The sequence below is a fragment of the Halobellus limi genome (assembly GCF_004799685.1).
GTDB classification, from domain to species: Archaea; Halobacteriota; Halobacteria; order Halobacteriales; family Haloferacaceae; genus Haloquadratum; species Haloquadratum limi.
Genome location: NZ_CP031311.1, coordinates 829,656 through 850,726, shown reverse-complemented (window position 1 = coordinate 850,726; position 21,071 = coordinate 829,656). Strand labels below are relative to the sequence as shown.

Genomic DNA, 21,071 nt, shown 5'->3' with positions numbered 1-21,071 from the left:
CTACGTCAGATATCAATCTCTGAAAAGTCGTATACACAACCCTTACGGTACCGCGTCGGCATCGCTCGATCAATGAAAGTCTCCGTCGTCATCTGTACGTACTCCGAGGAGATGTACGAACACTTCGAGGACAGCCTCGAGAGCGTACAGTCCCAGACGTATGACGACGTTGAAATCGTCGTAATCGTCGACGGGAACGAAGCACTCTACGAGCGGATCCTCTCGGAATACGGAGACGACCCGCAGCTGAAAATCCACTGCAACGATGAAAACGTCGGCCTCTCGGGAAGTCGTAACAACGCCCTCGAATACGTCACCGGCGACATCGTCGCGCTCATCGACGACGACGCCGTCGCGGACGAACGGTGGGTCGAAGAACTCGTCTCCGTGTACGAAGAACGGGACGCCATCGCCGTCGGCGGGAAGATGACACCACTGTGGGTCGCGGGAAAGCCCGAGTTCCTCCCCGAGGAGTTCTACTGGCTGGTCGGCGTCACTCACCGCGGATTCGCCGAGCCCGGCGAGGAGGTTCGAAACACCTTCGGCTCGAACATCTCGTTCAAGACGGAGGTGCTCAGGGAACTTGGAGGGTTCGCAACCGAGGTCGGACGACAGGGTGAAAAGAACCTCCAGGCTCACGAGACGGAGTTCTGTGCCCGGATGCGAGAAGAGTACGGGCGGGGTGTGATTTACAATCCCGATGCGAAGGTCGGTCACAAAGTATTCGAATGGCGGACCGACAAGCGGTGGTTACTGGAACGCTCGTTCTGGCAGGGGTACTCCAAGCGTGCGATGGAGACGCTCGTCTCAGAGGAATCGAGCGAGGAGGAGTCGGACTTCCTGAAGAAGCTCCTCTTTGCGTTCGTTCCGTCGCGAGTGAAATCGCTCGTCGCGGATCCGGACACGACCGAGGCGAAACAGCTCTTCACGCTCTTCGTGCTCACCGGAACGGTGGGTATCGGTTACCTGTACGGACTCGCGAAGTGGTGATCGGGGAGTGACCGACCGAACGCAAGCGATGGGCTGAAATCCCCGAAGTCCGTTGCTGAGTGCATATGAGTTCGCAGCTGGGTCGGGTCGGCGTCGTGGGACTGGGATACGTCGGCCTCCCGCTGGCGTTAGCGATGCACCGGGCCGGATACGACGTCGTCGGTGTCGACGTCGACGAAGAGACCGTCGAGAAACTCCGAGACGGCGAGACGAAGGTCAGCGACGTAGACGACGCGGACGTCGCCGATGCACTCGCGGAGGGTATCGAATTTACGACGGAGTACGCGGCACTAGCCGATGTCGACGGCGTCTCGATCTGCGTTCCGACACCGCTCCGCAAGACGGACACGCCGGATCTCTCGTTCGTCGTTGACGCCGCCGAGCGGCTCGCTCCCGTTGTCCCCGAAGGGACGACGGTCATCTTAGAGAGCACCGTCTATCCGGGGGCGACGAAAGAGATCGTCGGCGACGCGCTCACCGAGAACGGGGCAACAGTCGGCCAAGACATCTATCTCGCGTTCTCGCCGGAGCGCATCGACCCAGGAAACGAGGAGTATGGCCCCACAGACATCCCGAAAGTGCTGGGCGGCGTCAGCCAGCAGTGCGGCGATCACGCCGAGGCGATCTACGAGCCCGTCTTCGACGAAGTCGTGCGCGTGAACTCCGCGACGGAGGCGGAGTTGGTGAAACTGTTGGAAAACACGTTCCGCGCGGTCAATATCGGCCTCATCAACGAACTCGCACAGGTGGCTCACGAACTTGACGTCGACATCTGGAACGCCATCGACGCGGCGAAGACGAAGCCGTTCGGGTTTATGGCCTTCTATCCCGGGCCGGGGTTGGGTGGTCACTGCATTCCGATCGATCCCTTCTACCTGTCGTGGAAGGCCAACGAGCAGGGGATCGACACGCGCTTCATCCACCTCGCGGACACCGTCAACCGCGAGATGCCCGAACACGTGGTCCAGCGCATCGTCGAGCAGTTGAACGACCGGGGGATGGCATTGTCGACGGCTGACGTCGTCGTCATCGGAGCGGCCTACAAACCCGACGTCTCCGATACGCGGGAGTCGCCCGCCGTGGACATCGTCAGGCGACTCGAAGACTGGAAGGCGAACGTCGAGTACCACGACCCGTTCGTGCCGACGCTCGACGTCGACGGAAATCTCTACGAGTCGGTTTCTTTGACGAACGAACGACTACAGGAGGCAGACTGTGCAGTCATCGTGACAGATCACAGCACGCTCGATCTCGACCGAATCGTCGGGAACTCGTCACTCGTGTTCGACACGCGGAACGCGACAGCCGATCTCGATGTCGATGGCGCCGACGTCGTCCGACTCTGACCACTCGGGGAGTTCCCTGCTCACCTGTAGAATCCGAAAGTCGATACACTCAACAGAGTTCCGAACACGAGGTTTCGTATGCCGACTGCACTCGTTACGGGCGCGGCGGGGTTCATCGGATCAAATCTCGCGGCGACGCTTCTGGATAAAGGCTATTCAGTCCGCGGCGTGGACAACTTCGCGACCGGTCGCGAGAAGAACGTCGAGCGGCTTCGGGACTCGGAGGGGTTCACGTTCCACGAAGCGGACATCCGTGATCAGGAAACGATCGGCGAGCTGATGACGGGCGTCGAGTACGTCTTTCACCAGGCCGCCGTCCCCTCGGTCCCGCGGAGCGTCGACGACCCGGTGACGACGACCGACGCCAACTGCACCGGGACGGCGACGGTGCTGGACGCCGCCCGTCGCGCCGACGTCGACACCGTCGTCGTCGCTTCCTCCTCGTCGGTGTACGGGTCGAGCGAGCGGCTGCCGAAGGTCGAGACGATGGAAGAGCGCCCGGAGTCGCCGTACGCGCTCTCGAAGCACTTCACGGAGAAGCTCGCGCTGCAGTGCAGCGACCTCTACGATATAGATACGGTCGCGCTTCGGTACTTCAACATCTTCGGCCCCTGGCAGGATCCCGAGGGCGACTACGCGGCCGTGATCCCGAAGTTCATCGATCTGATGCTGGAGGGAGAACGGCCGGTCATCTACGGCGACGGCGAACAATCCCGAGACTTCACGTACATCGAGAATGCGGTTGAAGCGAATATTTTGGCTGCCGAGGGCGACGTGACCGGGGAGGCGTTTAACGTCGGTACCGGCGGTCGGGTGACCGTCAACGAGCTGGTTGAGGCGTTGAACGAGTCGCTGGGGACGGATATTGAACCGGAGTATGACGATCCACGTCCCGGAGACGTCCGGCACTCGCACGCGGATGTCTCGAAGGCTACGGAGTTGTTGGGGTATGAGCCGACAGTCGGGTTTGCTGAGGGATTAGAACGAACGGTCGAGTTTTTTTGGTCGGAGTGAGATGACTGACAGAGATGTATCCGATGCGAAAAATGCCAATTCTCTTTCAGATATAGAGGTCGCCATCGCGCACTGGCACATCGATTCTTGGGGCGGTTCGGAATATCTCGTGACAAAACTGGCCGAGGCCCTCGGGAAGACGACTGTCTACACCGTCGGTGACCCAGAACCAGACGAGACAAATCCGTACGGTGATATCCATTTCTATGACGTAACTGCTGATATATCGGGGATTGGAACTTCATTTAAGCGTCATTTTGGCCGCTCCGCAGAGTATAGTCTCTGGGAGGATGTCGACTGGCGCATCTATGGATCGCCGGATGTTCTCATCACCTCCGGATCGACACCACGAGCCGTCATCACGCCAGATACGACACTACACGTTAATTACTGTCACTCGCCACCACGATGGTTTTATGACCTCTACCACGACCGGAAAAGTTCCCTCCTAGGTCAGTTGGCTCGACCCGCTGTCCGCTATCTCCGAATGCGCGATAGCGCGCTCGATGACCGCGTTGACCACTACCTCGCCAATAGCCCTATCATTTCTCGCCGCCTATGGAAATATTACAAGCGCGACGCCGAGGTTGTCTACCCCCCTGTCAAACTCAACCAGTACGAAAACCACGGCGACGAGGGATTCTATTTCCACCTCGGACGGCTTGATGTAGAAAAGGGGATCAAGGCTGTCGTCGACTCGTTCGAAGGGATAAATAAACGAATTGTCTTCGCTGGCGGTGAGGGCGACGCGGGCGTCGTTGACCGGATACAGGCTGCCGAGAATATGGACTACGTTGGGTTCGTCTCCGAGGCTGAGAAGTACGATCTCCTCGGCCGGTGTCGGGCAGTCGTATTTAATGGACGTAACGAGGACTTTGGAATTGTCCCGATAGAAGCCAATGCAAGCGGGAAACCCTGTCTCGCTCGTGACGAGGGATTTCCGGGACTATTTATTGAAGACGGGATCAACGGGTATTCGCATAATGGCTCACCGCCATCGATCCGCTCCGCGATCAACCAACTAGAGCGTGAAGGACTCTCGGGAGATCCGGAATCGCTCATTGGCCAGTTTTCGATGGCGTCGTTCGAAGATCAGCTGCGAGCAACTGTCGCTGAAATGCTCGGATCGTTTCAGACGCAATTTAAATGTCAGTAACTATGGACAACAAATTGTGAGACAACAGATGGAGTTCAATACTGTCTATGAGACGCCGGTGAACAAAGTACAAAGCTTATAAACCACCTACGGGGATATCCGAGAATGCCTGCTTGACAGGATCACAAATAATGCGTATTGGACAAACCTCGTTCATCGTTTTCATTTCAAAATTCCTCAGTTCCGGGCTTGGCTTCGCTGCAACGCTCGTGTTCGCTCGGGTTGTTGGTGCGGAGGTTCTTGGGTACTACTCGCTCGTACTCGTTGTCAGCAAGTGGCTACGAACCGGCGGTGAGGTCGGAGTGGCGTCCGCGGTGACAAAGCGGATGAGCGAATCGGACGAAAAGGAGGCTTATTTCACTGCCGGACTTATTATTGTTGTTGGCATCTGCGTCGTCGTCTCTCTCGCTGTCGTCCTATTCAAAGACGCAGTAAATTCGTATCTAGGCGTCGAAGCTGCCTTCTTCGTCACCCTACTTGTCGTCATCGGCCTTCCGGCGTCTCTGATTAGCTCCGCGTTACACGGCGACCGACTCGTCCACATCTCCGGCTTACTTGGACCGGTTCGAGTGGGGAGCCAGAGTCTAATTCAAATCACTCTCGTAGTTGCCGGGTTGGGACTGACCGGGATGCTGGTGGGGTACGCAGCCGGTGCGGCTCTCGTTAGCTGTCTCGGACTGCTGTTCCTCTCGGTTGGATTCCAGTGGCCGGCGAAAGAACACTTTATAAGCCTGATCGACTTCGCCAAATACTCTTGGCTCGGAAATCTCAGTAGCCGCTCATTTACTGATATGGATTTTATTGTTCTTGGAGCGTTCGTCTCCCCAGCGCTCGTTGGAGTCTATCAGATCGCATGGAATCTGACGAACTTCGTAGGGATATTCAGTTCAAGTATACAGCAGACCACGTTCCCCGAACTCAGTCACGCCGACGCAAGAAATCAGGACAATCAATTCGGGACGATAATTACCGACTCGATCGCGAATACCGGCCTTATTTCTATTCCAGGCTTGGTTGGTGCTCTCGTTATCGGGGACCGGCTGCTGCGGATTTACGGGGACGAGTTCACCCGAGGCACTACGGTCCTAGCCCTCTTGATTGTTTCAATGATTATATATGATTATCAAGGACAGCTGATGACCGGCTTGAACGCACTTGACCGTCCTGAACTCTCGTTTCGGGTGAATGCAACGTTTATTACCGTTAATATCGTTCTAAACGTTATTCTCGTACACCTGTTCGGCTGGGTCGGTGCTGCAGTCGCAACCGTCATCTCAGCGACAGTGGGACTGATCCTTGCGTTCAGATACTTATTCCAGGTCTTGAAATTCGAGGTACCGATAGCTGAGATGGGGAGACAGTCTGCGTCAGCTGTAGTGATGGGGGGCGTCGTTTTTATTACTCGACGGGTTCTCGAATCGAGTCACATCGCTGACAACGTTATTATCGTCTTGTTACTTGTCGCCGTTGGACCAGTAACGTATTTTTCGCTACTGGCAGTTCTCTCACGCCGGTTCAGATCGATTGTCTCTGATAACCTACCAGCTTCACTTTCGGAGATCTCCTAAGTTCAGTACGATCTTACAGTGACGAACGAAACAAAAATTACTTATTGATTTAAAAGTGATTTTATGACGATGAGGCCGAATTTCGTTCTTCTCACAGTAGATAGTCTCCGTGCAGACCATTCGACTAAGGCTTCTGAGCTAATGCCGCGAATAAACGAATATACTGATGATGGTGTCCGATTTACTCGAGCATACGCTAACGGGTATGCAACGCCAATCTCGTTTCCGACAATCCTCACGGGTACCTATGCAGACCACTATGGTGGTTCCGGATATATGTCCGATGAACGTCCTTTCCTCGCCTCGAAATTTCAAGATTCCGGCTACGCTACTGCTGGCTTCCACACAAACCCCCACCTTCGTGACGACAAGAACTACGACATCGGATTCAACACCTACAACGATTTCGACGACGAGGCGGGGGGGCTCTCACGTCTCCGGTATCTCGTCACCCAAAACTTGGATAGCGACTCGGTTCTCTACAAATTACTCAAGCGCGTGTATCACTTCGTCAGAACCACTTCCGGGAGTAGCGACTACACGGAAGCACCTGCACTCAACGAAAAAGCACTCCGATGGATAGATCAGGAACGTGACAAGGACAGTCCGTTCTTTTTGTGGACTCATTATATGGACGTTCACTATCCGTTCTACCCGCCAGATGAGTTTCTTGACGATGTAACCGACAGGTCAATTTCGAAGAACCGGGCCATCTCGGTCAACGGCAAAATGCACGAGGATGGGACGGAACTTTCCGACGAGGACATCGCCGATTTACAGGCGCTCTACCGCGGTGATGTCCGGTATCTCGACCACCACCTTGGTGAGTTCATTGATGCGCTCAAACAGCGGGGACTATTAGAAGACACTGTATTCATCGTTACATCAGATCACGGGGAACTGTTTGGGGAACACGGTAAGGTTGGACATCCCCCATCGGGCTACGAAGAAAGCTTTCACGTCCCGCTTTTCTGTTTCGGCCCGGGAATCCCGGAAGGCAGGCGGATCGAGGACATCGCTTCACTCCTGGATATCCCCCCAACGGTCGCCGGGCTGTTTGACCTCGGTGAGGACTCCCGATGGGAGGGGAAGAGCCTCGTACCCTCTATCAAGGACGGCCCACGAGACCAAGAGCATTCGATGTTTCTCGGGGATACAAGCGTGCTCGCCTACCAGAACGAAAGGTGGAGACTCGTCTGGTGGCGGGATATCGATAACCCCGAAAACCCGGACCAAGAGTGGGATCTCTGGCAGCTTCCGGAGTGTAAACGAGTTCCTGTCGACAGCCAAAAAGACATCGTCAACGATTTTCGCGAGGAGATGCACTCCTTCCTTGACCGAGCAGCAAAGAGGGACAAACTGGCTGAACCAGCGGTCGGTGAGGAGACCGAAGACAGACTTGAGGCACTCGGGTACAAATGACCTTACTGGCTGACGAGCCTCTCATAGATATCGACGATCTGAGGAACGACGACTGATGGTGAGTAGTTTTCCACAGCATAGCGCCGATTTCGTTCACCGACATCATCCGGGAGTTCCTCAACACGCTGGATAGCCGTCGATATGGCCGCAGGATCTGCCGGCTTGCAAATAAGTTCCTCGGTCGGGACAATCTCTGGTGGGCCTCCGATATCCGTACAGACCACCGGCAGCTCGGCCAACATCGCTTCGAGAATAGTCCTACCGAACGGCTCTTGCCAGATCCCCGGATGAACAAATATATCAGCACTAGCGTATTCCTGTCCGATCTGATCGTGGGGAACCCGACCGCGGAATGTCGTCCGGTCCGCAGCGCCGAGATTTCTTGTGAGTGCTTGGAGGTCCTCTTTCCGCTCGCCGTCACCGACGATCCGCAACTCATACCGTTTAGGTAATCGCGACATCGCCTCAATGAGATATCTTACACCCTTATTTTCGGAGAGTGATCCCACATAGAGAAGCTGAAATCCGTCGGTCAAGTCCCGGGTCGGGAGCTCAAACGATGGGTCAATCATATTCGGCACATAATCGATTTCTATTCCATCAAAGCCGTGCTGATGGTATACCTCACGACTCGCTCGGCTTAATGCGATGAATGCATCATTCAACTTCATCAAATATCGAAGTATACGGCCGGTTGTCGGCATTCCAACTAATTCATACACTCTTTCGAGGCCCTCAGCCGTCGTGTTCGTTACTGAACTGTGGAAGAAATGATAGGAGTTCAGCGACGCTACAGAAGGGGTCCCCTCGCGCGTGGACAGATAGCCAACGATGGGATTGAGTTCCATATTATATGTATGGATAATATCATAGCTAGCGAGTCGACCGCGAAGTTTGCTGGCAACGGAGAGGTTCTGTAGCTCCGTAATAAACGAAGATACACTGCCGAGCCGCCGGATCTCGACACCATCTCGCATCGTAGACCCGGTTCCATCAAACGAGAAGACAGTGACTCTGTCGATTCGGTCTTGTGTTGTCAGTTGTGTTGCGAGCAGTTTCGTACTCTGCTCGCCCCCGCCGCTCGATCGCGGCGGGTACCGGGGTGTGACAATAGCGACCTTCATCAAGTTATTGCTAATTCTTTATTCGACGATAGTACGATGGCGACGCTAGTTTCCAAACCACCAGATCGTTTTATTGTCATACAAGCTGGATTATTCAGCCTCTGATCAATGTTTATTCCTGGAGCCATTTCCAGATACGTCTCATTTGTATCTCAGTAGCGCGTATAATTTTTGATTCTGGCGGTTTTAAAATGAAAATTCAGTGCCACTTTAATATGGGTCGAAGTCGAGGGACAAAATATAGAGGCACTGTTCAGATAAGATCGAAAAGTGAGGCGGTCGTAGTTCGTTGGTGCCTATGCAAGAACCAGACCGCCTCATCGAGTGTAGCGACTTTCCGGAGTTAGAGTTTGTGGAGCGAGAGGCGACACCCGAACCGGCGATGAAGGTGGGTATCCAACTGCATTTAGCAGGATTGTCACTGTCGGATACCGTCTCTGTCCTCGCTGGCTTGGGTGTCGAACGTCGTCGTTCCACCGTTCACAACTGGATTCAGAAGGCCGATCTACAGCCAACAGAGGGCCGAGATCCGAATTACGTTGCTGTAGACGAGACTGTAATTCGAGTGAATGACCAACGCTACTGGCTGTTTGCGGCGGTCGATCCCGACACGAACCGCCTGCTGCACGTGCGGCTGTTCCCGACCAGAACCGAAGCGCTGACCGAGATGTTCCTCGCGGAACTCCGCGAGAAACATCTCGTCGACGACGCGATCTTCCTGGTCGATGGCGCACCCTGGCTGCAGGCGGCCTGCCACCGCCACTCACTCCGATTCCAACACGTCACCCACGGGAATCGGAATGCCGTCGAACGCGTGTTTAAAGAGTTGAAACGCCGAACTGAAGCCTTCGCAAACCACTTCAGACACGCTGATCCGAAAACCGCTGAAACGTGGCTCCAAGCATTCGCCGTCTGCTTCAATCAGCTAATCTGAACAGTGCCCCTGGGTGTTTACCGCTATCCCGCCTCTTGGATTAGAGTTAGATCCGTTATCCCAGCTAAGCAAAGACAGAAACCGAGCGCCGTTAGTTCACTCATACTCTCTCGGTCGGATCACCCGGACCCAAGACGACGGCTTCTCCCGCCGAAGAGAGTGGTACCCAGATAGAAGCCGAGACTGATTACGACGCATTTCTCGGTTATAGTTAAACAACACCAGATAAAGTGATCACATTTATTACATCCAATTATAAAACCAGAAATGGTGAAAAAGGCTAGACATAGAGCGGTTGAAATCGCACGGACGGACGGCCTCGTTTCGTTATTTCGATGTGCTCCTTCCTATGCGATCGAGTATCTCACAAAATTCATTGCGAAAAAACACAGCTCTGAAAATAGTATTGATAGAGAGGAATTGATAGCTATCGGCAGGCTAAACGATTCTGTTTGGTTTGACGAGCCAGAGACGTCGGTTGACGCCGAATCGTTCACTGCTCCGGCACCGGACAATTTCTCCGATTTCACTGTCAACACTGGGAGATCGTTCGTTTGTGAACTGGAATTATGTCGGTTAGTAGGTCCTTCAGCGGTTGGTTTCACCAACGAACGAGAGCTGATCCTTGAGTCAGCTGGCAGTGACGGCGAACGGTTTGTCAGCAGGTTAGGTACGTTTTTAGGGGACCGGCCGATACGGACGCTGAGACGATCTGCTCCATCGAGTTCGATACCGATAATAACGACACCAGTGTTTCCTCTGGTACCCTTTTTCAATCAGTACTACTACCATTGGATAGCGCAATACCTCCCGAAACTGCGAATGCTGGAGTTGTATGAGAGCCAAACCGGTCGCGAACCACAACTCCTGATTCCAGAGGATCCGCCCTCATTCGTCGTCGAAACGCTTTCGTTACTCGGCTATGGTTCGGATCGCTGTATCGAGTGGAACGGAAAAGAGACGGAAGTCGATCGTCTCGTCATTTCGAATTTCAATATACACAGCTCGGATCTGAAGCTATTCGAATACTCGCGTCGCGATTATCAGTGGCTCAGGGAGACCGTGCTGTCCGGAAACGAGATCGCGACCAATCGAGATGGTGGAAAGAAGATATACATATCCAGACAGCAATCGGCGAGAGGACGTTCCGTGCTCAACTACGATGAACTGATGGAGGAGCTCGAATCCCGTGGGTTCGAATCCTACGTTATGGAGTCGCTCCCGATACGAAAGCAGATTCAGGTGATCGCCGATGCGGAGACGATCGTCTCTCCGCATGGTGCCGGACTGACTAATATGATATTTTCGGAAGATGCTACGATTGTCGAACTCTTTCCGGAATCGTATATTAGCCCGTATTTTTATTTCTTGGCTAATGTGCTCGGATTTGAATATGAGTATTTGATCTCCGAATCCGAAGAAAATGATCTGATCGTCGATATTGAATTCCTGCAGACCGTTCTGGACGACGCCTCCACGTGACCTCGGATCTATTTAGCGTTCAGCGCGTGCTAATTGATAATATCCGTTAAAATTCCATTGAGGTCCGTCTCGGGTATTCGACCGATCGTCTTTTTGAGCTTTGTTACGTCTGGCTCTCGGTGGAGTGGCTCTTCGAAGTCTTTCTTATATGCTTGCTCAAACGGGATGTGTGTGATTTCCGAATCCGATCCGGTGATCTCTATCACACGTCGGGCGAGTTCATTGATACTGATCGGCTCCGGAGTCCCGATGTTATACACATCTCCATACGCCTCCTCAGTTTGTAATAGCTCATAAACAATACTAACTGCATCACGAACGTGTGTAAAGCTCCGAGTCTGAGTACCGTCACCGTAGACTGTCAAGGGTTCTCCCGATAACGCCTGATCAATGAACGTCGGAATTACCATTCCGTACTGTCCGGTCTGTCGTGGGCCGACAATGTTGAAGAACCGGGCGACGACTACCGGGAGATCATATTCTCTGTAATAACCGAAAGCCATACTTTCGTCTGCGGCCTTTGCGGTGGCATAACTCCACCGAAGCGAGGCTGTCGGTCCCAGAACCCGATCTTCCTCTTCATCGAACGGAACGTCTTTAGTCTTGCCGTATACCTCCGATGATGAGGCAATAAATGTGGGTGTTTTGTCATTTTCTGCAGCCTTTAATACGTTTTCTGTCCCGGAAAGGTTAGTCCGCAAGGAGTCAAGCGGATCGTCGATTATTTTTTTAACGCCAACTGCTGCAGCGAGATGGTAAATCGCATCTGCTCCCTCAACGACATCCCGGACGGTCGACTCGTCTCTGATATCTCCTTCGCGAACGGTGAGGCGATCGCTCTTTATATGTTCGATATTTGATCTTTTCCCAGTAGAAAAATCGTCTAGAACGATTATATCCGCATCAGTAGTGTCAATCAAATGGTCGACGAGGTGGGAACCTATAAAACCAGATCCTCCGGTTATTAACACGCGCATTATTGTAATAATGAGGTTGATCTCACCGTATATATATTATGCTATACTTATCGAGTATTATGGATAAATGGCTATCTGCTAATAGTCCAACCGCGCCTACATTGAGACACTGCCGGACTCTACGCTACCGGAGCATAATTTAATTGTGGAGAACGGCGATTCGCAGTACCAACCGGTTGAACCACAAGATTGATTAAAACCATCCTCCAGTATCTAAGTAAATATTTATGTCGAAAGAGGTTCTCCTCGTAACTTCATGGAATGAGTTTGAGATCAAATCTCTATCTCAACTGGCAGAAGAACTGGAAACCCGGGACTACACCGTTCACCTGTTTTCCCCCGCCGCAGAACATATTGACCGCAATAAACTGAGCGGCAACGTGTATCAGCAGTTGGAGTCACAGCCGTCTGAACTCCCAACTCCCGAGCAGATCGAATCGGAGTGCGGAATTCCGAGTTTACCTCATCTCTATTTCACTGATAAGCAGTATTTTGCCCTTTCCGAATCCGAGGTCGTTCTCCGGTCTCGATCAATGGCAGCCGGATTGAAACAGACGTTTGCTGAAACGGATCTCGATTTCGTATTTCAGGGACGAGGCGGCGAAATACAGAGACTACTCGCTCACTACCTCGCACAGCAACACGACGTAGCAAGCGTCTGGGGTGAGTTCTCACCGTTCGAAAACCGGACCGCATTCAGCACGCAGCTGGACGGAAAATGGGATTCATATACGACTATTCCGGATTACGAGATTCCTCAGGGAGAGCGAGAAGATATCGATGAGTACATTAATTCGTTTACTTCTGATAAAAAAGTATACAATCATTCTATGAAAAATAATGATGCGAGAAAAATAATAAAAAAAGTCACAGACACCGTCAAGAGTCTTAGCACAGCAGTAGCAGGAAATACGCCGAACAACCCGTATCGGTACGGTATCAGAAAGCTCCGAGCCAACGTCTACGGGCGTATCAATAATCGAATCCTCCCATCTATTAAAAAAAGTAAGAAATTGTGTGAGAAAAACAAATTCGTTCTCTTGCCGCTGCAGTATCCGATAGAGTCGCGGCTGACTGTGTTCTCACCGGAGTTCTTCGATCAGTCGTTTCTTATCGATTATCTCTCTCGGATTTTGCCGAGTAATATCAAGTTATTCGTAAAGCAACATCCGAACCATCCGGGAAAACAGTCTCCGGCGTGGATTCAACGCGTCTCACGCCGCAACACAGTTGAGCTGCTGCATCCCTCGTTTAACACTCACGAGGTTATCGAGCAGGCCGAAGGGGTAGTCGTTACTAATAACACGGTCGGTTTCGAGGCGATCTTCTATAATGTCCCGCTCGTCGTTCTTGGCAACGCGTTCTATGGTGATGTTCCAGCGGCCACACGTGTGTCCGATCTCTCATCGCTCCCGGAGGCGATGGCGCGGGCTCTCGGTGAAACAGTATCAGACTCCGTAGTACGGTCGAGTATCTACTCACTCAGAGAGGCTACCTATCCAGGGATGCCGATCCACGAAGCCGCAGCACGGAACGACTCCGACCAGCTTTCGATCATCGTTGACTCGCTACTGTCCTTCGTGGAGGATCACACGTGATCTCGGTTTACGGCGAACCGGAGTCGGATCTGGAAACAGTGGTCTCATAAAACTACTAGTATGGTTTCGCCGTTCGTTGAGGTATGACTTCTCCAACTATTCAGATACAAGCTCGGCTCGGATCGACGCGACTCCCCGGGAAAGTACTCTACCAACTCGGCTCGCGGCGGGTGCTCGGCTGGGTGGTCGAACGTGCTCGTCAGGCTGAGAGCGTAACAGAGGCGGTTCTAACGGTCGGTGACCGCCCTGAAAATGATGCGATCCGCGAGTGGTGCGAGCGAAACGGAGTTCCTGCCGATACGGCGCCCGAAGACGACCTCTTGGAGCGGCATTACCAGGCGGCCGAAACCGCAGACAGCGACCCGGTAGTTCGTATAACGGGTGACTGTCCGTTCGTCTCTCCCCCAGAGATCGACCGCGTGTTCCAAGAACACGAGCAGAACGACGCACGGTATACGACGAACCACACCGATGGGATGCCCATCGGTACTGCCGTCGATGTCATCGACAGAGAAGTGATCGAAAAACTCCGAGAACTGGGCGACACACATCCGGTACGCCGACTGCGGAACAACCCCAGAGAATGGGATGTCGTCGTCACGCCCAACGAACGATGGATGGGGTTCAGTGACGCTCACCTCGCTGTCGATACACCGGACGACTACTGGCTGCTGTCGGATGCTGTCGGGGCAGTCGGTAGTCGACCGCGCGCAGTGGCAGAGTGGCTGGCTGAACGGTAGGCAACGAAGTAGGTGGCCGAACGGTAAGTTATAACAGCCTGCTGGTGGGAACTCGTACTATGGGCAAATTGTTACCTGAGACTATCGGAAAATTCGTCGCTCTCGGTGGCGGATTTCAATCTCATCTCGATGAAAAGGAACGCAGGTATCGGTGGCCCGATCTGTGGGTGGTTCCGGATGAGGCTGTTATCAGCGACGGAGAGACCATCGAGATTCCAGAACGGGTTGAAAAGGTAAAACCCGGATCAGAGCTCACCGCGGTCATTGGCGACGATCTCTACGAAGCAGACGAACAGGAAGCGTGGGAAGCGATCAAAGGGTTCACCATCTCTAATGATGTTACGGCTTCGGGCGACTGGCCCGGCTGGTCCGACCCGGGCCACGGAATGATCACCGGCGTCGGATACAAATTGCTCCCGACGTTCTCGCCAATTCTAACCGAGTACGTCGAAAAAGAGGAACTAAGTCACTACGAGGACCTTGATGTCTCAGTGACGGCCGATGGCGAAGAGTCGGTATCGGGAACGACCGCCCAGATGTCGTTCACCATTCCAGAGATGATCTCCTTTGCGAGCAACATTGTGAAACTCCAGGAAAACGATGTCGTCGCTCTGGGTGATCCCGGAAATCCCAGTATTCTCCTTGACCAGGCCTCGGAAGTGACCTGTTCAATCGAGTCTATCGGACAGTTGACTAACCCTGTCGTACGCCGCTGACGATGGATCTGGCAATCCGGGCCGACGGCGGACCGGAGATCGGGTTCGGACACCTCGTACGGACCGGTACAATCGCTGACGAAGTACTCAGTCAGGGGGGGAATGTAACGTATTTAACTAAGACTCCTGACAACATAGGAACTGTCTGTCCGACCGACATCGACACAGTCGCGCTACCGGAATCCGGTGAACTGAACACGGCTTGTAAGTGGATCAAACGTCACGAGCCGAATGTCGTGCTGATTGACTCCTATGAGGCAGATACCGGCTATCAGGAGACGTTACGAAAGTCAGCAAGGGCGACCGCAGTGTTGTCCGACGATACGCGACACGCGATCTGTGCCGATATTTTGATCAATGGAAATCTCTACGCAAATAGTCTCTCGTATGAGTTTGCAGGCTCGTCACCGAAGCAGCTCCTCGGTCCAAAATACGTCGCGCTTCGAGAGCAAATTCGAGCACTTACAGATCAAGATCCTCCCTGGCGAGAAAGACCGAAACGAGCTATTATTACGATGGGTGGGAGCGATATGACCAATCAGACACCAACCGTTATCCAAGCGTTCGATAGATTCGATTTAGAGATAGATGCTATTGTAGGCCCTGGTTTCTCTGATACACAAGAAGAGGAGATCAGAAACGTCGCTGAAAATGTATCAGTTGATGTCTGCGTTAGACGAGATCCCGACGACCTCCCAGAGCGTATGTTCCAAGCAGACTTTGCAGTGAGCACAGCGAGTAGTACGACATACGAACTTCTCGCACTAGGAACGCCTATCGTAAGCATCCCAGTTGTAGCCAATCAGGAACCGATCGCAAAAGCGCTTCGTGAACGTGACGCTGCAACCGTACTTGATCGAGAGGCTGGAAAAGTCTCGTTTCGACATGCTATCAAAAAATACGAAGCTGATTCCAAATTAAGAAGGGACCGGCGGGAATACGGTCGTCAACTCGTCGATGGAAAGGGAGTTGAACGGATTTATGCCGAAATACTCTCGATAGTCGAAAGCGATATCTAACATATGTCCGACGAGATTGACATCATATTCCTTGGCGTAAACGATGCAGGAATGCGAGTCTATGATTGGCTTTGTGATAAAAAAAACGTATTTGTTCATTCCCTTTTGACGACTAAGGACCAGCTAGAGGTGATCAAGGAAACCCAGCCGGATTATGTGGTCTCATGTGGCTATAGACATATCGTGCCCGAAGAAATACTCAATATACCGAATGAGGGCTGTCTCAATCTCCATCCAGCATACTTACCGTACAATCGAGGAGCGAATCCCAATGTTTGGAGTATCGTTGAAGGGACTCCAGCCGGTGTCACTCTTCATTGGATGGACCCGGGTATAGATACGGGTAATATAATCGCGCAGCAGAAAGTGGGAACCGACTTTTCGGATGATGGAAAAGATCTGAATGAGAAACTCGAAGACGCTCAGGTAGAATTGTTTCAGAAAGTATGGCCGGACGTAGTGAAAGAAGAAGTGACGGGGAGATGTCAAAACGAAGACGAGGGTACATACCACCGTACGAATGAGTTCGACGATCTCTGCGAACTCAACCCCGACGAGGAGGTCCGAGTCAAAGATTTCCTGGACCGGCTTAGGGCTCTCACATATCCGCCGTACGATAACGCAGAGATAGAGGTCGACGGTGAAACCTACTATATCGAAGTCGATATTACGAAATAAATCTCATTCGCATACGTCATCCCAATGAATTCCATCACCTTTCTCAACGTTTCGAGAAGCAGTTTCGTCAAGTATCTCGTCGTAGAACTTAGGATGTAACCCCGCTTTTTGTTCGCCTGGTCGAAGTATATTTATATTCTCGGAGGTGAATCTGTCTCCCTTTTCGATATTGTTGACAGCGTGGATTGCTCGCCTAGCTTTCTCGTACAGTTCTTTTTCCACGTTGAGAACACTTTTTTCGCTACCTCCGATCGCTGTCTCAGTGCCCCGAATTGCCGAGACCATCTGATCCAGTTCGTTAGGTTCGAGCGCGAACTGGTGGTCAGGACCCTCCATTGACTTGTCGAGCGTGAAGTGCTTCTCTACGACTGTCGCTCCGAGTGCGACCGCGGCAGACGGAGCGATCACTGGATCCAGCGTGTGATCCGATAGCCCCGAGAGTACATCGAACTCCTCTTGAAGCGTTTTGACAACGCGGACGTTGATGTCCGACAATGGCGTGGGATACGCCGCCACACACTGAAGCAAAACCAGGTCTGAGACATCGTGTTCACGCAGCACCCCAACTGACTCTGCCACCTCCTCAAGTTCGTGAGCCCCCGTGGACATTATAATCGGTTTGTCCGTCTTCGCGAGATGTTCGAGGAATGGAATATGACTACTCGTGTACGAAGCAACCTTCCACGCCGGGACGAACTCTTCTAATTTCTCCGCGGAACGTTCGTCGAAGGGTGTCGATAAGAACTGGACTCCCCTCTCGTGACAGTACTCGTGTAATTTGGGAATCCACTCGAAGGGCATCTCCATCGATTCGATGATCTCATAGATAGATCGATCGTCGTCGAGATACTCGACCTCGCCACTCTCCTCCACGTACATATCCTCGGCGCGGAACGTCTGGAACTTTACTGCGTCCGCTCCTGCATCGGCGGCGACGTCGATGAGTTCCTTGGCTATCTCGAGGTCACCGTTGTGGTTCGATCCCGCCTCTGCGATGATGTACGTCGGTTCGTTCGGACCGATCTTTCGGTCCCCGATCTCGAAACCACTCATAGCGAAAGGAGAGAACGCCCGACCGATAAACCCACCTACTCCGCGTGATACTGATGGAGACGGTCGATAGCCTGCACGACGTTCCGTACGTCACTCGAATCCATTTCGGGGAAGAACGGGAGACTCACGATACGCTCATATACACGTTCGGTTGCGGGGAAGTCACCCTCGGTGTAGCCGTATCTGTCCTGGAACAACGGATGAAAGTGCAGCGGGACATAGTGTACCTGCACACCGATATTCTCCGCGTGCATCGCGTTCACGAACTCTTTGCAATCACAACCGAATTCTTCACTCACCTCAATCGCGTACAGGTGATACAATGGGTCTGCATTGGCTGCTTGGGGTGGCGTCCGAATCCCATCGATCTCCGCAAACGCTTCATCATACTGCTCGATGATTTCGTCTCGTCGACGTTTGAAATCGTCTAAGCGATCCAGTTGTGTGAGGCCGAGTGCTGCCTGAATGTCTGTAACGTTGTAGTTGTAGCCGACGCCTTCAGCTACCTGATACCACGGCTCCTCCTCGTGACCGTCCGGATCGTAGCTCATATCGAACGATCGAAGGCGACGAATCCGTGCCGCTAGGTCGTCGTCGTCCGTGACGACCATTCCCCCTTCACCGGTCGTTACGCTCTTTACGGGGTGGAAGCTGAAGATAGCGAGATCACGCTGGGCACCGATGGGTTCTCCTTCCCAGGTGCCTCCAAAGGCGTGACACGCGTCCCAGATGACTGTGAGATCTTGTTCGTCTGCGACTTCGAGTAGTCCCTCAATGTCTGCTGGGTGCCCAGCGTAATGCATCGGAACGAGCCCAACTGTATCATCAGTAATCTGATCACGAACCGCGTCGGGATCGAGCGTCCGACGATGTGGATCGATATCTGCGAAGACCGGAGTTGCACCGGTGTAGGTCGCCGCGTGTGCTGTCGAGACAAACGTCAGCGGTGTCGTAATCACCTCGTCACCGGGACCAAATCCCGCAGCCTCGCCGGCGAGGTGCAACGCTGTCGTTCCCGACGTCGTCGCGATCGCGTGCTCTACCCCAACGAGATCGGCAACTCGTTCTTCGAACTCTGTGACGGTCGGTCCACGGGTGATGTAGTCGCCTTCGAGCGCTTCGACGACGGCCTCTTTCTCGCGTTCGGTGATGCTTTGACCTCCATAGCCAAGCACTTCGTCACGAATCGGCTCGCCACCGTAGCGGGCGGGTTTCTCAGGCACCATTGTCTTCAGTCAAACCGCTCTTCTCGCAGCCACGTCCGAAGTCGATCGACGCCCTCCTCAAGCGAAACTTCGGGCTCCCAGTCTAACATCTCCCCGGCCTTGCTCGGATCGCACCGGAGCGTCTGGACTTCACTCTGGGGATGGTGGTGTTCCACGTGCGTGATCTCTGTTCCCTCCGTTGCGATCAGTTCGGCGAGATCATTGATCGAGATGTCGGATCCGGTCCCCGCGTTGAGTACCTCTCCGATCGCATCATCGCAGAACGTCCCTTCAACGATGAATCGAGCACAGTCAGTTGCGTAGAGGAGATCCCGACTTTGTGTTCCGTCGCCGAAAATCTTCAGCGGCTCACCAGCGATATCCCGGTTTGTAAATATCGATACGACCCCTCCGGCCATTCCTGTCTTCTGATACGGTCCGTAGGTGTTGAACGGTCGCAACGTCACGACCGGGAGATCGTACCCGTGATAGTAACTCTCCGCGAGGTTCTCGGCTGCGAGCTTCGAGCCGGCGTACGGCGATGCAGGCTTGACTGGATGCTCTTCATCGATTCCTTCGTCGGAATCGGCGACGTCGTACACCATACAGGTTCCCACGAGCCCGAGTCGCGTATCCGTTCGTCGACAGGCTTCGAGGACGTTTTTCGTTCCGACGACGTTCGTCTCGAAGTGAGCCTGTGGGTCTTCTAGGCTCTCTTGAACGTCGATCTCGGCCGCGAGATGGATGCAAGCGTTTGGATCGTTTTCGAAGAGATCCGAGACGATTTGCTCGTCACGCACGTCTCCCTCGCGGAACTCGAAGCGGTCGTGATCGCGGAACGGTTTTATATTTCGATTGGCTCCGTTCGAGAGATTGTCGATACCCCGAACAATATACCCACGATCGAGGAGTTCGTTGACGACCCAGCGTCCGATGAATCCCGCAGCACCGGTAACGACGACTGTCTCGCTCATTCGTCTCCTCCAACACCGTTCCGTTCCAGAAGCGTTACGATTTCCTCCTTCGTCAGCTTCTCTGCGTTTTCTGACGAGCGGACGATACTGTTAGCTTCGTCAAATCCTTTGGGAGAATCGTAGGATAGGTATTCCGTAGTTTCCGGAAGAATAGAATACAACGAATCGTTCTCGTATACACGCGTTGCTTCTCGATCAGACATAATCTCCTCGTGGAACGTTTCTCCAGGTCGTCGACCGATCAGTTTGATATCGATATCCGTCGGATCGTAGTTATATTTCGGCGCGATAGTTTCGATCATCGCTTCTGCGAGGTCTTCGATCCGGATTGCAGGCATCTTGTAGACGAAGACTTCCCCTCCCCGCATCCGTTCGATCGCCTGCTGGACGAGGTCGAATACGTCGTCGTATGTGAGGAAGAATCGAGTCATCCGTTCGTCGGTGAGTGTGACAGGGCCGCCTTCACGGATCTGTTCGGTAAAGAGCGGTATCACCGATTGCGAGGAATTGATGACGTTCCCGAACCGGACAGATCCGAGACGGAGATCAGATCGACCGCTGTGTTTGTTTCCAGCGGTAATCAGTTTTTCCCCGAGAAGTTTCGTCGTTCCCATCGTGTTTGCTGGACTGACTGCCTTGTCGCTGCTCGTGAAGAGGACCCGCTCGACGCTTGAGTCGATAGCGGCGTCGACGACGTTCTGGAGGCCGAGTGTGTTCGTCTTCACCGCCTCGAAGGGATTGTATTCACAGACATCGACGTGTTTCATCGCAGCTGTGTGAATGACGATATCAATATCCTCGATTGCCCTCTCCAACCGTTCCTTATCTCGGATATCACCTGCCAGAAATCGACAACGATCGTCGTCGAATTGGGATTTTAATCTGGCGAGCCCAGGTTCGTTGTTGTCGAGAATTCGGAGGACACTCGGATTACGATCTAAGAGTCTCGGAATGAGTGAGCGACCGATTGAGCCCGCACCACCGGTGAGGAGAACGTTCTGAGCGGAAATCATTTACTCTAACCTTCTTTAGCCACCTCATCAATCTACTGAATTGGTACTGAAAAACATCGGTA

Annotated in this window: 19 protein-coding genes; 13 read left to right on the top strand and 6 right to left on the bottom strand. The window is 53.2% G+C overall.

What is annotated here, in order from left to right; genetic code table 11:
* Positions 1-72: 72 nt before the first annotated feature.
* The 6 genes from aglG to DV707_RS04320 all read left to right on the top strand — a co-directional run bounded on the left by aglG (position 73) and on the right by DV707_RS04320 (position 7,496).
* The gene (gene aglG / locus DV707_RS04345; RefSeq protein ID WP_103990438.1) at positions 73-990 is read left to right on the top strand and encodes a glucosyl-dolichyl phosphate glucuronosyltransferase; all 918 of its coding nucleotides are present in this window, start codon (positions 73-75) and stop codon (positions 988-990) included.
* Positions 991-1,055: 65 nt separating this feature from the next.
* On the top strand, positions 1,056-2,336 hold the full coding sequence (locus tag DV707_RS04340) for a nucleotide sugar dehydrogenase (protein ID WP_103990439.1): 1,281 nt from the start codon (positions 1,056-1,058) through the stop codon (positions 2,334-2,336).
* Between the two features lie 78 nt (positions 2,337-2,414).
* On the top strand, positions 2,415-3,350 hold the full coding sequence (locus DV707_RS04335) for an SDR family NAD(P)-dependent oxidoreductase (RefSeq protein WP_103990440.1): 936 nt from the start codon (positions 2,415-2,417) through the stop codon (positions 3,348-3,350).
* Between the two features lies 1 nt (position 3,351).
* On the top strand, positions 3,352-4,506 hold the full coding sequence (locus tag DV707_RS04330; RefSeq protein ID WP_103990441.1) for a glycosyltransferase: 1,155 nt from the start codon (positions 3,352-3,354) through the stop codon (positions 4,504-4,506).
* Between the two features lie 131 nt (positions 4,507-4,637).
* The gene (locus tag DV707_RS04325; RefSeq protein WP_103990442.1) at positions 4,638-6,074 is read left to right on the top strand and encodes a lipid II flippase MurJ; all 1,437 of its coding nucleotides are present in this window, start codon (positions 4,638-4,640) and stop codon (positions 6,072-6,074) included.
* A 63-nt stretch (positions 6,075-6,137) separates the two neighbouring features.
* The gene (locus tag DV707_RS04320; protein WP_103990443.1) at positions 6,138-7,496 is read left to right on the top strand and encodes a sulfatase; all 1,359 of its coding nucleotides are present in this window, start codon (positions 6,138-6,140) and stop codon (positions 7,494-7,496) included.
* 2 nt (positions 7,497-7,498) lie between these two features.
* Here the strand turns inward: DV707_RS04320 and DV707_RS04315 are convergent, their stop codons facing one another.
* On the bottom strand, positions 7,499-8,620 hold the full coding sequence (locus DV707_RS04315; RefSeq protein WP_103990444.1) for a glycosyltransferase family 4 protein: 1,122 nt from the start codon (positions 8,618-8,620) through the stop codon (positions 7,499-7,501).
* Between the two features lie 298 nt (positions 8,621-8,918).
* Here DV707_RS04315 and DV707_RS04310 point away from each other — a divergent pair, with 298 nt between their 5' ends.
* Both DV707_RS04310 and DV707_RS04305 read left to right on the top strand, forming a co-directional pair.
* Positions 8,919-9,554, top strand: a complete 636-nt coding sequence (locus DV707_RS04310; RefSeq protein ID WP_103990445.1) for an IS6 family transposase — start codon at positions 8,919-8,921, stop codon at positions 9,552-9,554.
* Positions 9,555-9,821: 267 nt separating this feature from the next.
* A complete protein-coding gene (locus DV707_RS04305; protein WP_103990446.1) occupies positions 9,822-11,036 on the top strand; it encodes a glycosyltransferase family 61 protein in 1,215 nt (404 codons plus the stop codon).
* A gap of 29 nt (positions 11,037-11,065) precedes the next feature.
* On the opposite strand, the gene DV707_RS04300 is transcribed toward DV707_RS04305, so the two are convergent.
* The gene (locus DV707_RS04300; protein WP_103990447.1) at positions 11,066-12,013 is read right to left on the bottom strand and encodes a GDP-mannose 4,6-dehydratase; all 948 of its coding nucleotides are present in this window, start codon (positions 12,011-12,013) and stop codon (positions 11,066-11,068) included.
* Between the two features lie 227 nt (positions 12,014-12,240).
* On the opposite strand from DV707_RS04300, the gene DV707_RS04295 reads away from it, so the two are divergent.
* The 5 genes from DV707_RS04295 (at position 12,241) to DV707_RS04275 (ending at position 16,764) form a co-directional block, all read left to right on the top strand.
* A complete protein-coding gene (locus tag DV707_RS04295; protein ID WP_103990448.1) occupies positions 12,241-13,611 on the top strand; it encodes a capsular polysaccharide export protein, LipB/KpsS family in 1,371 nt (456 codons plus the stop codon).
* An 83-nt stretch (positions 13,612-13,694) separates the two neighbouring features.
* Entirely contained in the window at positions 13,695-14,351 is a 657-nt protein-coding gene (locus DV707_RS04290; RefSeq protein WP_103990449.1) for a cytidylyltransferase domain-containing protein, read from the top strand.
* A gap of 59 nt (positions 14,352-14,410) precedes the next feature.
* Positions 14,411-15,067: a fumarylacetoacetate hydrolase family protein gene (locus tag DV707_RS04285; RefSeq protein ID WP_103990450.1), complete on the top strand. Its 657-nt coding sequence runs from the start codon at positions 14,411-14,413 to the stop codon at positions 15,065-15,067.
* Positions 15,068-15,069: 2 nt separating this feature from the next.
* Positions 15,070-16,086: a UDP-2,4-diacetamido-2,4,6-trideoxy-beta-L-altropyranose hydrolase gene (pseG, locus tag DV707_RS04280; protein WP_103990451.1), complete on the top strand. Its 1,017-nt coding sequence runs from the start codon at positions 15,070-15,072 to the stop codon at positions 16,084-16,086.
* Positions 16,087-16,089: 3 nt separating this feature from the next.
* On the top strand, positions 16,090-16,764 hold the full coding sequence (locus DV707_RS04275; RefSeq protein ID WP_103990452.1) for a methionyl-tRNA formyltransferase: 675 nt from the start codon (positions 16,090-16,092) through the stop codon (positions 16,762-16,764).
* A 3-nt stretch (positions 16,765-16,767) separates the two neighbouring features.
* On the opposite strand, the gene DV707_RS04270 is transcribed toward DV707_RS04275, so the two are convergent.
* From DV707_RS04270 to DV707_RS04255, 4 genes are read right to left on the bottom strand one after another with little or no spacing between them, the layout of a single operon-like run.
* Positions 16,768-17,817 (bottom strand): N-acetylneuraminate synthase family protein, encoded by a 1,050-nt coding sequence (locus DV707_RS04270; RefSeq protein WP_103990453.1) that lies wholly within the window; start codon positions 17,815-17,817, stop codon positions 16,768-16,770.
* A 35-nt stretch (positions 17,818-17,852) separates the two neighbouring features.
* Complete coding sequence (locus DV707_RS04265) at positions 17,853-19,043, bottom strand: DegT/DnrJ/EryC1/StrS family aminotransferase (protein WP_103990454.1); 1,191 nt, start codon at positions 19,041-19,043, stop codon at positions 17,853-17,855.
* 5 nt (positions 19,044-19,048) lie between these two features.
* Positions 19,049-19,996 (bottom strand): dTDP-glucose 4,6-dehydratase, encoded by a 948-nt coding sequence (locus DV707_RS04260; protein ID WP_103990455.1) that lies wholly within the window; start codon positions 19,994-19,996, stop codon positions 19,049-19,051.
* Positions 19,993-21,009, bottom strand: a complete 1,017-nt coding sequence (locus DV707_RS04255) for an SDR family NAD(P)-dependent oxidoreductase (protein ID WP_103990456.1) — start codon at positions 21,007-21,009, stop codon at positions 19,993-19,995. The genes DV707_RS04260 and DV707_RS04255 overlap by 4 nt, the downstream gene beginning before the upstream one ends.
* Positions 21,010-21,071 lie beyond the last annotated feature (62 nt).